This window comes from Micromonospora salmantinae (genome assembly GCF_022230905.1).
Taxonomy (GTDB): domain Bacteria; phylum Actinomycetota; class Actinomycetes; order Mycobacteriales; family Micromonosporaceae; genus Micromonospora; species Micromonospora salmantinae.
Genome location: NZ_JAKKFG010000004.1, coordinates 546,031 through 559,217 on the forward strand (window position 1 = coordinate 546,031; position 13,187 = coordinate 559,217).

Annotated in this window: 12 protein-coding genes; 9 read left to right on the top strand and 3 right to left on the bottom strand. The window is 70.1% G+C overall.

Annotated features, from left to right (window positions below; genetic code table 11):
- Positions 1-41: 41 nt before the first annotated feature.
- A complete protein-coding gene (locus PSH03_RS04765) occupies positions 42-806 on the bottom strand; it encodes a hypothetical protein (RefSeq protein ID WP_210780622.1) in 765 nt (254 codons plus the stop codon).
- Positions 807-1,197: 391 nt separating this feature from the next.
- Here PSH03_RS04765 and PSH03_RS04770 point away from each other — a divergent pair, with 391 nt between their 5' ends.
- The 4 genes from PSH03_RS04770 (at position 1,198) to PSH03_RS04785 (ending at position 4,989) form a co-directional block, all read left to right on the top strand.
- A complete protein-coding gene (locus PSH03_RS04770; protein WP_238688445.1) occupies positions 1,198-1,773 on the top strand; it encodes a carboxymuconolactone decarboxylase family protein in 576 nt (191 codons plus the stop codon).
- A gap of 91 nt (positions 1,774-1,864) precedes the next feature.
- Entirely contained in the window at positions 1,865-3,028 is a 1,164-nt protein-coding gene (locus tag PSH03_RS04775) for a M20/M25/M40 family metallo-hydrolase (RefSeq protein ID WP_210780621.1), read from the top strand.
- Positions 3,029-3,076: 48 nt separating this feature from the next.
- A complete protein-coding gene (locus tag PSH03_RS04780) occupies positions 3,077-4,228 on the top strand; it encodes a carboxylate-amine ligase (RefSeq protein WP_210780620.1) in 1,152 nt (383 codons plus the stop codon).
- 146 nt (positions 4,229-4,374) lie between these two features.
- Positions 4,375-4,989: a nitroreductase family protein gene (locus tag PSH03_RS04785; RefSeq protein WP_238684297.1), complete on the top strand. Its 615-nt coding sequence runs from the start codon at positions 4,375-4,377 to the stop codon at positions 4,987-4,989.
- Here PSH03_RS04785 and PSH03_RS04790 read toward each other — a convergent pair.
- Positions 4,973-6,517, bottom strand: coding sequence for an NAD(P)-binding domain-containing protein (locus tag PSH03_RS04790; protein ID WP_238688378.1), 1,545 nt, complete (start codon positions 6,515-6,517; stop codon positions 4,973-4,975). The two genes, PSH03_RS04785 and PSH03_RS04790, sit on opposite strands and share 17 nt — an antisense overlap.
- Positions 6,518-6,732: 215 nt before the next feature.
- Between PSH03_RS04790 and PSH03_RS04795 the strand changes: the two genes are divergently transcribed.
- Genes PSH03_RS04795 through PSH03_RS04805 form a run of 3 tightly spaced genes read left to right on the top strand, consistent with a single transcriptional unit; the run spans position 6,733 to position 9,393 of the window.
- Entirely contained in the window at positions 6,733-7,503 is a 771-nt protein-coding gene (locus PSH03_RS04795; RefSeq protein ID WP_238688379.1) for an FkbM family methyltransferase, read from the top strand.
- A gap of 22 nt (positions 7,504-7,525) precedes the next feature.
- A complete protein-coding gene (locus PSH03_RS04800; protein WP_238688380.1) occupies positions 7,526-8,773 on the top strand; it encodes a cytochrome P450 family protein in 1,248 nt (415 codons plus the stop codon).
- A complete protein-coding gene (locus tag PSH03_RS04805) occupies positions 8,761-9,393 on the top strand; it encodes a dihydrofolate reductase family protein (protein WP_238688381.1) in 633 nt (210 codons plus the stop codon). Before PSH03_RS04800 ends, PSH03_RS04805 begins: the two co-directional genes overlap by 13 nt.
- Here PSH03_RS04805 and PSH03_RS04810 read toward each other — a convergent pair.
- Entirely contained in the window at positions 9,377-10,633 is a 1,257-nt protein-coding gene (locus PSH03_RS04810) for an RNA polymerase sigma factor (protein ID WP_238688382.1), read from the bottom strand. The two genes, PSH03_RS04805 and PSH03_RS04810, sit on opposite strands and share 17 nt — an antisense overlap.
- Before the next feature lie 174 nt (positions 10,634-10,807).
- Between PSH03_RS04810 and PSH03_RS04815 the strand changes: the two genes are divergently transcribed.
- Complete coding sequence (locus tag PSH03_RS04815) at positions 10,808-12,190, top strand: FAD-binding oxidoreductase (protein ID WP_238688383.1); 1,383 nt, start codon at positions 10,808-10,810, stop codon at positions 12,188-12,190.
- 192 nt (positions 12,191-12,382) lie between these two features.
- Positions 12,383-13,153, top strand: coding sequence for a DUF2306 domain-containing protein (locus PSH03_RS04820; protein ID WP_210780613.1), 771 nt, complete (start codon positions 12,383-12,385; stop codon positions 13,151-13,153).
- Positions 13,154-13,187 lie beyond the last annotated feature (34 nt).

Here is a 13,187-nt window from a genome sequence, read left to right on the forward strand (position 1 = left end):
GGCGCAATCGGCGGTGATCCACCGGATATCGCCGGGTCGGGTCAGCCAGCCAGCTGTGGTGTCGGATCTCCGTCAGCGGCCCGACCGCCGCCAGGCGGATCCGCCGGCCCGGGACGCGGATGCTCGGTAAGGTCCGGCTCCTGCGGAGGGACCGGGGGATCCGGCGGGGCGATCCAGCGGACCATCTGGTTGAGCCAGCGCACCGGGCGGCGGCGATCCGCATCCGCGGCCCACCACCGTGCCCACCAACGAGGACGACGCCAGGCGATCAGGATCGCAACGGTCTCCACCACGCAACCCCACCCGAGTACGGCGATAGCGGCCCACCGCGTACCGGTCAGGTGCTGTGGATCGGCCGGCACCAGGAGGACTGCCGCGCCACTCAGCAGAAACAGCACCCCCAGGTTGTAGTGGCGGCGGGCCCGGCCGATCCAAAACCGCCACGCGGCCTGGTGACGTCGCAACTCCCACTGGACGACACGACGCCGCTGCAGATCTGCGGCGTCCGGGTACCAGGCGAGAGCTTCGCTCGGTGTCACCGAATAGCCACGAGCGCGGGCGTGTGACTGGACCGCCCGCAACAGCAGGATGAGCGCCGCTCCGAACAGCAGCAGGGACAGGCTCGGCCACCTCAGGGCATTCTCGATCTGCAGCACCAGGCCGAGCAGCGTGACCGCTGCCGCCGCCAGCAGAGGTGCCGCTATCCCGCCCAACCCGTCAGCAGCCTGGTAGACGCCGTAGGGATTCGGAGGAGCCGCTTCGTAGCTGGCGGTATCCGTACGTGGTCCCTGGGGCTCGGTCGCCATCGGATCATCGTGCCAGCCGGCCGCCACAGGAGGACGAGCGGTGAGCTCGTCGACCACCGCCAACGTGGCGCTCCACTCACGTCCGCTGAGATCGACTGCAGCGCGGCACCGTCTGCGTTTCAGGCTGGTGGTTCAGCCGGCGACGTGGCGCCGCATTCGGCGTCTGGCGTGCGCGCTGCTCCTGGCTCTCCCGCGGCAGCCATGAGGCGTCCTCCGCGGGAACGCGCGCTCGTCAGTGGAACAGAGCACGATTGAAGAAGCGCGCCCGGCGGACGGAATGAGATCGTGGCGGCGCGACGCGGCGGCGGCGCCATCCGGGGCGCCGGCAGTCGTCTTCGGCACGAGCGCCGCCCGACCGGCCCACGACTCACGGCTGAGAGGCATGACCACCATGGCGCACATCGATCTGGGGATCGACGAGAAGCAGTTTCCCGGCATATCCGGTCCGATGCGGTACCGCCCGGAGACAGCGAAGCCGCTCAACGAGCTGGCCGAGGTGCTGCTGCGCGCCCCTCACTCGCTCCCGGCCGGCGAGCGCGAGCTGATCGCGGCGTACGTCTCCGGGCGCAACGAGTGCACCTTCTGCTGCGCGTCGCACTCGGCGTTCGCCGCGGCACAGCTCGACGAGGGCATGACCCTCGTCGACCAGGTGCGCGCCGACCTCGACAGCGCCCCGATCTCGGCCAAACTGCGGGCGCTGCTGCGCATCGCCGGCGCGGTGCAGATCAGCGGCCGACACGTCACCACGGAGCTGGTCGCCATCGCCCGCGCGGAGGGCGCCAGCGACCTGGAGATCCACGACACCGTCCTGATCGCCGCCGCGTTCTGCATGTTCAACCGGTACGTCGACGGGCTCGGCACCTTCGCGCCCGAGGGGCAGGACGCCTACGCCGAGTCCACACGTCGGATCGTCGAGTTCGGCTACGGATCGGCCGTCCCGCAGCCGGCGGGTGAACCGGCTGCCTGAGCACGAACAAGGGTGACCACAGCCCGATCCCCCTGCGATGGTCGACGGACACGCCTGGCCAGGCCCGTCACCCGTGAGGTTGGAGGGATCGATGGACCATCCACGCCGTCTGCTCGACGCCGCGACGCAGCTCAAAGCAGACATGGTCGACCGGCTGGGCACGCTCGTCGCGTCCGAGTCGGCACCGGGCTCGCTGCCCCATCTCGAGTCCTGTGCCGACCTGCTCACCCGATGGGGTGAGGAAGCTCTCGGCCGGCCCGCCCGGCGGGTCGTGATCGACGGCCTGCCGCACCTGCTGTGGCCGGCCGCCAGCCAGCGGGTGCTGCTCCTCGGCCACTTCGACACGGTCTTCCCGGTGGGCACGATCCGGTCCCGGCCCTTCACCGTCCGCAACGGCGTCGCGACCGGACCCGGCGTGTGCGACATGAAGGGTGGCATCGTGCAGATGTTCACGGCACTGCGCCTGGTCGAGGACACCTCGGCGGTCGGCGTGCTGCTCACCTGCGACGAGGAGTCCGGGTCCGTCACGTCACGGCCACTGATCGAGCGTGAGGCGCGGCGCTCGGGTGCGGTTCTCGTCTGCGAGGCGGCCACTCCGGACGGGCACGTGAAGGTGGCCAGGAAGGGCGGCTCGGTGTACCGCCTCACTGTCCGGGGTCGCGCCGCCCACGCAGGCGTCGAACCACGACGCGGGGTCAACGCCACGGTCGAGGTCGCCCACCAGGTCCTCACGCTGGGTGCGCTCGGCGCGGCGGACAGCGGTGGCACCTCGGTCACGCCGACCCTGCTCTCCGCCGGCACCACGACGAACACGGTGCCCGAACGCGCCAGCCTGGCCGTCGACGTCCGGGCCTGGACCAGGGACGAACTCGAACGTGTGGATCACGCCATCCGCGGGCTGGTGCCGTTCCTGCCCGAGGCGACGCTGGCCGTGCAGGGCGGGATCAACCGCTACCCGATGTCGCCCGAGCTGGCGCGGCCGCTCCTGGAACTGGCCCAGTCGACCGCCCGCCAGCTTGGCATCCCGGACCTCGTCGGTGCGCACGCCGCCGGCGCGTCCGACGGCAACTTCACCGCCGCGCTGGGCGTACCGACCCTCGACGGCCTGGGCGCGGTCGGCGGCGGAGCACACGCTGCCGACGAGTACGTCTGTGTCGACCGGATGCCGGAGCGCACTGCGCTTCTGGCCGGACTCGTCGACGTGCTGTCCACCATGGAGCGCTTCGGACCGCAACCCATCGACGACATCCCATAGTCTGGCTCAGCGCCGGCGAACGACCGGCAGCGAGGGGTCGGCGTCGGTATGACTACGGGACAGCGCTCGGGATCGTCCATTCCCCTGCTCGGAGTCGAGGAGGAGTTCCTCGTCGTCGACGTCGACCGGGGTGAGGTCGTGCCGGAGGCGGCCACGGTCGTCGACCGCGCGCGTCCGGCCCTCGGCACCCGGGTGGGTGGCGAGATCACCAAGCTTCAGGTCGAGACCCGCACCGACCCGTGCCGGAGCCTGGACGCACTGAGCGCGCAGCTCGTCGAAGGTCGAGCCGTCGTCCAGGCCGCAGCGTTGTCGGCAGGTCTGCGGGTGATCGCGAGCGGCTCGCCGGTACTCGGCAGTGCCGTGCCGCCGCCCATCACCGAAGGGCCGCGCCAGGATCGCGGCACCGCCACCTTCCGTGGGTTGCACGACGAGCTGGCGATCTGCGCCGTCCACGTTCACGTGGAGGAGCCCGACCGGGACCGCGCCGTGCTGATCGGCAACCACCTGCGCCAGCACCTGCCGGTGTTTCTCGCCCTCACCGCCAACTCGCCCTACTGGTCCGAGCGCGACACCGGATACGCGAGTTGGCGCAGCGTCACATGGGGGCGGTGGCCGGTGGCCGGCGCGCCTCCGTTGCTGAGGTCCGCGCAGCAGTACGACGACCACGTGGACATGCTGCTCGAGGTGGGCGCACTGGTCGACCGGGGCACCATCTTCTGGGATCTCCGCCTGTCGACGAACCACCCGACCCTCGAGGTGCGGGTGGCCGACGTGCCCGTCACCGCCGCCGAGTCCGCGGCACTGGCCGCCCTGGTGCGGGCGCTGGTGGTCGTCGCCGGTGAGGCCGTCGACCGGGGCGACGAGGGACCGGAACTTGTCCCCGAGCTGATGCGGCTCGCGTACTGGCGTGCCGCCCGCGACGGGATGGGCGGGCACGGCGTCGACGTCGTCACCGGCCGGCTGCTGCCCGCCGCGGCGCTCGCCGGTCGGCTGGTCGAGCTCGCCCGGCCGGCGCTGCACGAGGCGGGCGACTGCGAGCGGGTCGAGGACTGGCTGACACACCTCGCCACGAACGGCGACGGAGCGACCCGCCAGCGGGCGGCCGCGGCACTGCGCGGCCGCCTGACCGACGTGGTCGATGAGATCGCCAACCGGACCGCCCCGAACGTGCCTTCTCCTGAAGACAGCACGAAGGCGTAACACCGAACCGCCGACCTCGGAAATGCTGGGGGAACCGGACGCCGCGGCCGGCTGGCCCTGCCACGGCAACCGGCACACCTGATCAGTGGAGGCCACAGGTGACCGAGGCAGACCTGCAATCCAGGGTTCCGATCCAGCACAGCCGTATGAGGCCGGCGGACATGGTGCGCGAGGCGGAGGCGTTCGCGGAACGGATGGCGCGGCGCCGTTCCGTGCGAGAGTTCGCCACCGACCCCGTCCCCGACGGGGTGATCGAGGCCGCGATCCGGGCCGCTTCGACCGCACCCAGTGGTGCCAATGTCCAGCCGTGGCGGTTCGTCGTCCTGACCGACCCGGCCCGCAAGCGCCGGTTGCGCGAGGCGGCAGAGGCCGAGGAACGTGCGTTCTACGATCGCCGCGCCTCCCCGGAGTGGCTGGATGCGATTGCCGGGCTCGGCACCGACTGGCGGAAGCCGTTCCTGGAGACCGCACCGGCCGTCATCGTCGTGTTCGAGATACACCAGGGGCCGCACAGCCCGAAGCCGTACTACGTCAAGGAGTCCGTGGGCATCGCCGTCGGTCTGCTGATCACCGCTCTGCACCACTGCGGCCTGGTCACACTGACCCACACGCCCAGCCCGATGCGATTCCTCAACGAGGTGTGTGAGCGGCCGCCGGAGGAGCGCCCGTACGTCGTCATGCCGGTCGGGTATCCCACGCCGGACGCTCACGTCCCGGACCTGACCCGCAAGCCCCTCGACGAGGTCATGATCCGCTGGTGAGGTCTTTGGTCAGGAACTCGACCAACGGCTCGACGTGCCGGTCCGGGCGCCGCCACTCGGCCAGTAGATCCTCCAGCAGGTGCTGCTCGGCGAGCAGCTCCGCTCCTCGGTACCGCCGGATCACCGGGTGGATGAAGGCGCTCTCCCGCGCCCGGTCGGGGGTCGGGTGCCGATCGATGGCGAAGACGTCACCGTAGTCGTCGCGGCCCCACCGTAGTGCGAGCGTGTACCACTGGGTGGCGGACGCGAAACGCTCCACGGCGTAGTCCTCGGGCAGGTCCTCGTAGTGGTGGAAGTCGCCCGTGGCGTCGTCGCGCACGAACACGTCGCAGAGGTATTCGAACTGGGTCCACAGCGCCGAGGACCAGTTCACCCGGTCGAGCATCAGCTTGGCCAGCGACGCGGCGTCCGCAGCCGTCGTCGTGTACGACAACGGCACGTCGTTGTACCGCTCCCGCAGGATCCGCGTCAGGGTACGGAGGTTGTACCGGAAGCCGTCGATGAACGGCGACGACGCGTGCTTGACGTCCCGGGCCTGGGCGATCGTGCCGGCGAAGTAGAGGTCGTCGATGTTGCTCGACTGCCAGTCGGGACGTAGGCCGGGCATGCGGCCGTCCCGCACCATGTCGGGACGGGACGTCTCGTCGAACACGGTGGTGTCCATCCGGAAGCCGGTGCACCGCACCACCGTGTGGTAGTCGAGCACGGCGGTCTCACCCTCGGCGTGGGTGTACGTGATCGACACCTGGAAGCGCCCGTCGACGGGCCGGATCTCGTCGATCGTGCAGTCGAGCACCGAGTGCAGTGTCTTGAACTGGTAGCTGTCGAGGATCGCGCCGTACTGGCCACGGACGTCGCCGGGGTGTTTGGTGTTCCACGCGAGCCGCAGGGGTTGCCGGCTGGCGAGGTGCACCATCGAGGCCCGGCCGAGGATGGCCGACGCGGTCTCGAAGGCCGAGTTGCCCTTCCCGATGATCAGAACCCGCTGGTCCTCGTACGCCGTGGGGTCGACGACCATGTCCTCGTACCCGATGGCATGTTCGATGCCCTTGATGGCTGGCACGAACGGCTGGCCCCAACCCGTCGCGACGACCAGGCAGCGAGCCCGGAGCTCATCCTGGCCGGTGCGTACGGTGAAACCGTCGCCCGTCCGCGTGATCTGCTCGACCGTCGTGCCGTACCGGACGTTGAGCTGGTGGACCCGTTGGAACTCCGCGAGGTAGCGCACCAGGTCGTCGGCTGCGGGCAGGTACTCCTCGCTGAAGTTCGGAAACAGCAGCTCCGGGGAGTCGTTGAGCAGGGAGTTCCAGTCCCAGCGCAGGCGGATCTCGGGGTCGGTGCTGTCGGTGTGCACCTTGTTCAGCGAGATGAGCCGGCGATGCCGGGGGAACCGCCGGAAGAACCCGCCCGGTTCGGCACCACTTTCGAGCGTCAGGTAATCGGCACCGTGCTGCTGGAGGTAGTAGCTCAGTTGAAGCCCGGCGGGCCCCGCCCCGACGATGACGTACCTGTGCTCGTTGCCGACCATCCTGTGACCCTTCGACGCAGTGATGAGTCCATCGACCATGGAATGGATAGCGGGACGTGTCAATGCTTGACGGCGGTCTGACCCGTTGACGGAGTTTCATGGTCCGACTGGCCACCTGACGCTTCGCGGCGCGGCCTGCGCAACCGGGAAGGTGACCGCGGCGGTGGTCAGCACCCATTCTCAGGTGGTGTCCCCGACCAGCGCGAGGAGTTGATATGGGCCTGATCCGGCGTCGACTGCCCAACGGGCAGGATGTCACCCAGGTCGACGCCGCCGAGGCGGCGTTGCTCTACCGCGAGATCTTCGTCGAGGAGTCCTACCGTCGTCCCGGTGGCGCTCGGCCGACACCCGGTGTCATCTTCGACATCGGCGCCAACATCGGGTTGGCCTCGATGTTCTTCAAGTCCCGTTACCCGGCCGCGTTCATCGTGGCGGCCGAGCCCGGCCCGGACACCTACCGCGCGCTGGAGGAGAACTTCGCGCGGCACGTTCCGGACGGGCTGGCCCGCAACGTCGCGATCACCGCGGCGGACGGGCACGCCCGGTTCGGTTACTACCCGAAGGCCCCCGCGGAGTCCGGGCTGTACACCGAGCAGGACCTCGAGACCGCCCTCGCCAGGAAACTGCTCATCGAGGGCGGTGTCCCGGTACGCGATGCGGAGCACCTGGCCACGTCCCGGCACCAGCTGTCCTATGTGGAATGCGAGACGATGACGTTCTCCCGGCTGTTGCGCGACTCCGGCGCCGAACGGGCGGACCTCGTGAAGATCGACGTCGAGAAGGCCGAGGCCGACGTGATCGCCGGCATCGCCGACGACGACTGGGCGAAGATCGACGAGCTGGTTGTCGAGGTGCACGACATCGACGGCCGCCTCGGGGACATCGAGGCGTTGCTGCGCCAGCGGGGTTTCGACGTCACCGACACCCAGGAGCGTCGACTCGCCGACACCGACCTGCACCTGACCTTCGCCGTCCGCGCGGTCTGAGAAACCCGTCGAGGAGTCAGCCATGGACAACGGATCACCCGTCAGGCTCGACCTGAGTGGCGCCGACATCCACGCCGAGTCGGCCCGTATCCGCGCGCACGGGCCGGTGGCCCGGATCATGCTGCCGGGTGGGGTGCCGGCCTGGTCGGTCACCGGCTACGACGCGGCGAAGGAGATCCTCGCCGACGACCGGTTCTCCAAGGACCCGCGTCAGCACTGGATCGCGTACGCAAACGGCGAGATCGGGCCCGACTTCCCGCTGATCGCCTGGGCCCGAATGGAGAACCTCACCAGCTCGGACGGGCCCGAACACGCCCGCCAGCGGCGGCTGATCCGTACGGCGTTCACGCCGCGTCGGGTGCAGACCATGCGGCCGGCGATCGAACGGCTGGCCGTTGACCTGCTCGATGACCTCGCCAGGCACCCGCCCACGGAGATCGTCGACCTGAAGGCGGGGTTCGGGCACCCGCTGGCGGCTCACGTGATCGGCGAGTTGATCGGTCTGCCGGTCGCCGAGCGGGTGGGCATCGTCGGCGGCGGCGGCGGCTACGCCACCGCCAGCGCGAAGATCACCCCGCAGGAGGCCGCCGCCGCCTTCGCCCGGCTGCGGGCACAGATGCACGACCTGATCGACCGCAAGCGCCGGGAACCCGCCGACGACCTGACCAGCGACCTGATCGCCGCCCGCGACGAGGGCGCACGCCTCGACGACGACGAGATGGTCAGCACCCTGCTTCTGCTGCTCAACACCGGCACGGAGCCCGCGATGAATCTGCTGGTCAACGCCGTCCGGGCGATGCTGAACGCGCCGGAGCAACTGCGCCGGGTCCGCTCGGGCGACGCCGGCTGGGCCGACGTCATCGAGGAGACGCTGCGGGTGGACGCGCCGGTCGCGCACCTGCCGTTCCGGTTCGCGGTCGAGGACGTCGAGATCGCCGGCGTACGCATCGGCAAGGGCGAACCGATCCTGATGCACTTTGCCGGGGCGGGCCGCGACCCGGCGGTGCACGGACCCGAGGCGGCCCGGTTCGACGCGGGCCGCGCCGACAAGCGGCACCTGTCGTTCGGCCACGGCATCCACCGGTGCCTCGGGGCCGCGCTGGCCCGGCTGGAGGTGGAGATCGGTCTGGACACCCTGTTCCGGCGCTTCCCGGGGCTGCGCCTCGCGGTGCCCGACGCCGAGTTGACCTCCCAGGGGACGTTCGCCATGAACGCGCCCGCCTGGCTGCCCGTGCTCTTGGGAATGGAGAGTCCCCGATGGCGCGAGTGACCGCCGACATCTCGGTGTCGATGGACGGTTTCGTGACCGGCCCTGATGACAGTCGCCTCCTGCCGATGGGCGTGGACGGCCACCGTCTGCACCAGTGGATCTACGACCTGGCCACCTGGCGGGCCCGGGTCGGCCGCGACGGGGGCCGGGCCAACCGGGACGCGGAGATCCTCGACGAGGGGTTCACGTCCGTCGGGGCCCACGTGATCGGCCGGCGGATGTACGACCACGGGGAGAAGCCGTGGGGCGACGAGCCGCCGTTCGGGCTCCCGGTGTTCGTGGTCACCCACGAGCCCCGACCGGTTCTGGAGCTGGCCGGCGGCACCCGCTTCGAGTTCGTACCCGACGGTGTCGAGAGTGCCGTCAGTCGCGCGCTGGCCGCTGCGGGCGGCCGGGACGTGTCGGTGCTCGGGGGTGCCAGCGTGATCCGTCAGTGCCTGCGCGCCGGCCTGCTCGACGAGTTGGTGCTGCACGTGGTCCCGGTGCTGATGGGCGACGGGGTGCGGCTGTTCGACCGCAACCGCGACGGCCAGGTGGAGCTGCCGATCAGCCGGGTCGAGCAGCCCGACCAGGTCGTGCATCTGTGGCTGGCCCCGCCGGCGGTCAGCGCGGGTCGCTGAGCCGGGCCGCGCGCGACTCCAGGTAGCGGCGTTCGGGCAGGCTCGTGGTGCGCTGCGCCGCCCGCAGGTAGCGCACCCGGGCCCCGCTCCGGTCGCCGGCCATTTCCAGCAGGTGGGCGCGTACCGCGTCGAGCCGGTGGTTGGCGATGCGGTCGTCGAGGCCGTCGAGCAGGCGCAGCCCGACCTCCGGACCCTTGGCCATGGCGGTCGCGGCCGCCCGGTTGAGCGTCACCATCGGGTTCGGATCGAGCTGTTCCAGCAGCTCGTAGAGCGCGGCGATCTGCGGCCAGTCGGTGTCGTCGACGGTCGCCGCCTCGGCGTGCAGCGCGGCGATCGCCGCCTGGATCTGGTAGGACTCCACCGGCCCGTCGCTCAGGCTGCGGGTGACCAGCGCGATGCCCTCGCGGATCGACTCCCGGTGCCAGAGTCGCCGGTCCTGCTCGGCGATCGGTACCAGCGTGCCGTCCGGGCGGGAACGGGCGTCGCGCCGGGCGTCGGTCAGCAGCATGAGCGCGAGCAGCCCGGCGACCTCACCGTCGTCGGGCAGCAGCCGGTGCACCTCGCGGGTCAGCCGGATCGCCTCCCTGGTCAGCTCGCCGCGCTGCAGGTCCGGGCCGGAGGTGGCGGTGTAACCCTCGTTGAAGATCAGGTAGAGCACGTGCAGCACCACCCGCAGGCGCTCGCGTCGCTCGGCCGGCGGTGGCATCCGAAACCGGGTGCCGGTCGACCGGATCCGCTGCTTGGCCCGGCTGATCCGCTGCACCATCGTCGACTCGGGCACCATGAACGCCGCGGCGATCTGGCTGGTGGTCAGGCCGCCGACCGCGCGGAGCGTCAGCGCGATCTGTGACGGCGCGGACAGCGCGGGATGGCAGCACATGAACAGCAGCATCAGCGTGTCGTCGTGCTGGTAGGGCAGGTCGTCGACGGAGGCGGAGACCGCCTCGTCGGCGCGGCCCATCACCGCGACGATCACCTCGCGATTGCGCCGGGCCTGGTCACTGCGCCACTGATCAGCCAACCGGCGGGTGGCGACGGTGCGCAGCCAACCGCGGGGATTGTCCGGCAACTTCTGGTCCGTCCAGCGTAGCGCCGCCTCCAGCAGGGCTTCCTGCACCGCGTCCTCGCACGCCTCGAACTTGCCGTAGCGACGGTAGAGCGCGCCCAGGACCTGCGGCGCGAGCTGGCGCAGCAGACTTTCGACCTCCGAGCGGGAGGCCACGTTACCCTCATCAGCCACGGTGCCGGGGTTCCTCCAGTGCCCTGGGCGGCGAACCCGTGGGCGAAGCGTGTGGACGAGAACGTTGCTGATTACCGGCGGCAATGTCGAAAAACGAGGTACGGCTCCGACTTCACTGCGAAAGGGTACGCGGCCCTGGTGGGACCGCACCGCCATAACCAGGAGGTATCTTCCATGCAGGACGAGATCGTGGCGCCGACCGACACGGCTACCGCCGTGGCCGCGCAGCTGCGTGCGGGCGTCGTCGGCGAGGTGATCGAGCCGAGCGACCCCGGTTACGACCAGGCCCGCACGATTTTCCAGGGTGGCGTCGATCGGCGACCCGCCGTGATCGTCAAGGCGGTCAACGCCGCCGACGTTGCGCATGTCGTCTCGGTGGCCAGCGGGTCGGAGTTGCCGCTCGCGGTTCGCAGTGGCGGCCACAGCCTCTACGGCGTCTGGGACGACGCGATCGTCCTGGACCTCTCGAACATGAACGCGTTGGAGATCGACGCCGACAGTCGTACCGCCTGGGCGGAGCCCGGTGTGCTCGCCGGCGCATACACCGAGGCGGCCGCCGAGCACGGCCTGGTCACCGGTTTCGGCGACACCGCCTCGGTCGGCCTGGGCGGCCTGACCGTCGGCGGTGGCATCGGCTATCTGGTCCGCGCGCACGGGTTGACCATCGACAACCTGATCGGCGCCGACGTGGTGACCGCGGACGGCCGGCACCTCACTGTCGACGCCGACAACCACCCCGACCTGTTCTGGGCGATTCGTGGCGGCGGCGGCAACTTCGGTGTCGTCACGAAGTTCCGCTACCGGCTGCACTCCGTGCCGACGGTGCTCGGCGGCCTGCTGGTGCTGCCGGCGACCCCGGAGGTCGTGGCGGAATACCTGCGCATCTCGCTGGAGGCGCCCGACGAGCTGTCGAGCATCATCAACATCATGCCGGCGCCCCCGATGCCCGGCGTGCCCGAGGAGGCGGTCGGTCAGCTGGTGATCCTCGCGATCATCGTCTACGCCGGTGACCCGGAGGAGGGCGCGAAGGTCCTGGCGCCGATCCGTGAGCTGGGTGTGCTGGTCGACATGGTCCAGCCGATGCCCTTCAGTGGCATCTACCAGCCGGAGGACCCGAACTACCACCCGCTGACGTTCAGCCGGACCAACTTCGTCGACGAGGTCGACGTGGCCACGGCCGGTCGGATCCTGGAGACGCTGCAGACCTCGTCGGCGAGCATGCCCGTCGCCCAGCTGCGTCCGCTCGGTGGGGCGATGGCCCGGGTGCCGTCCGACGCGACCGCGTTCGCGCACCGCGACCGTAAGATCATGTTTACGGCGGCTGTCGTGTTCGAGAAGCCGGAGGAGGCCGCCGAGCACCGCGCCTGGGTCGACGAGTTCGCCAAGGTCGTTCAGCGTCCGGGTGGCGGCAGCTACGTCAACTTCCTCTACGACGATGCCGCCGAGCGCATCCACGAGGCCTACCCCGACGCCACGTACGCGCGGCTGGTGGAGCTGAAGCGCACGTACGACCCGAATAACCTGTTCAAGCTCAACGGCAACATCTCGCCCTCCTGAGCAACCCACACGAGCGGTCGTGCATACCGCATCCTCGGAGATGACGACCGATTTCGACGGGTGCCAGAGTCGTAGGCGATTAACGGGTGGAAGATTCGCCGGCGTTCCCCGCCCCCTCGGGGAGCGCCGGCGATCCCGTGAATCAGGCGATCCGCCAACCCCTTGACGACCTACGACCCGAGGGACCCCTCCATGACGCAGAACGCGGAGAAAGCCACCATTCGGGTGGGCCGGTCGCCGACGCACGAGGCGACCGAACCATCACCATCGGTCCCACCGTCGGCCCCGTCGTCGTCGATCTGGCGTCAGCCCTACCTGTGGCTCGTCGTCCTCGCCGGCGCCGTCGTCTTCAACCTGCTGTACGCGTTCCCGCGCTACTTCAGCACGGACTCGGCCAACAGCCGCAGCATCCTCGACCCCGGCGTCCCGGTGCACTACAGCCTGGTCGTCGCGCACGTGATCACCGGGAACATCGCGATGATCACGGTGTTCCTCCAGTTCTGGGGCTGGCTGCGCCGCAACCACCCGAAGGTCCACCGGATCAGCGGCCGCGTCTACATCTTCGGCGGGGCCCTCCCGTCGGCCGCCCTGGGCGTGTTCACCCTGATCCCGCTGCGCGCCGACCACCAGGGCAGCATCGGCATCGTCACGATGGGCGTGGCCTGGCTCGCCACGACCATCACCGGTCTGGTGATGGTCCGCAAGGGACGCTACGCCGAGCACCGCCGCTGGATGGCGTACAGCTTCGCGCTGGCGTTGGGCACCACCTGGGGCCGCATCCTGGTCGGCATGTTCACCATCTGGCCCACGATGCCGTTGGCCATCAGCGTGATCGTCGAACTCGCCAACTGGCTCGGCTGGGTCCTCAACCTGGTGGTCGCACACTGGATCATCGAACGGATGGCCAAGCGCCGGCACACGCCGGACGGCACCGAGGTCGTCACGTACCCCGCTCCCGCCTGAGGGGCCCCGCACCCACAAACGACGAGAGCCGCCC

What these genes read in the sequence shown, in the direction of transcription:
- PSH03_RS04795 (WP_238688379.1), top strand. Translation starts at nt 6,733, where the DNA reads ATGGGCCTGATCCGGCGTCGACTGCCCAACGGGCAGGATGTCACCCAG.
- PSH03_RS04765 (WP_210780622.1), bottom strand. Translation starts at nt 806, where the DNA reads ATGGCGACCGAGCCCCAGGGACCACGTACGGATACCGCCAGCTACGAA.
- PSH03_RS04790 (WP_238688378.1), bottom strand. Translation starts at nt 6,517, where the DNA reads ATGGTCGGCAACGAGCACAGGTACGTCATCGTCGGGGCGGGGCCCGCC.
- PSH03_RS04785 (WP_238684297.1), top strand. Translation starts at nt 4,375, where the DNA reads ATGAGGCCGGCGGACATGGTGCGCGAGGCGGAGGCGTTCGCGGAACGG.
- PSH03_RS04770 (WP_238688445.1), top strand. Translation starts at nt 1,198, where the DNA reads ATGGCGCACATCGATCTGGGGATCGACGAGAAGCAGTTTCCCGGCATA.
- PSH03_RS04820 (WP_210780613.1), top strand. Translation starts at nt 12,383, where the DNA reads ATGACGCAGAACGCGGAGAAAGCCACCATTCGGGTGGGCCGGTCGCCG.
- PSH03_RS04800 (WP_238688380.1), top strand. Translation starts at nt 7,526, where the DNA reads ATGGACAACGGATCACCCGTCAGGCTCGACCTGAGTGGCGCCGACATC.
- PSH03_RS04815 (WP_238688383.1), top strand. Translation starts at nt 10,808, where the DNA reads ATGCAGGACGAGATCGTGGCGCCGACCGACACGGCTACCGCCGTGGCC.
- PSH03_RS04780 (WP_210780620.1), top strand. Translation starts at nt 3,077, where the DNA reads ATGACTACGGGACAGCGCTCGGGATCGTCCATTCCCCTGCTCGGAGTC.
- PSH03_RS04775 (WP_210780621.1), top strand. Translation starts at nt 1,865, where the DNA reads ATGGACCATCCACGCCGTCTGCTCGACGCCGCGACGCAGCTCAAAGCA.
- PSH03_RS04805 (WP_238688381.1), top strand. Translation starts at nt 8,761, where the DNA reads ATGGCGCGAGTGACCGCCGACATCTCGGTGTCGATGGACGGTTTCGTG.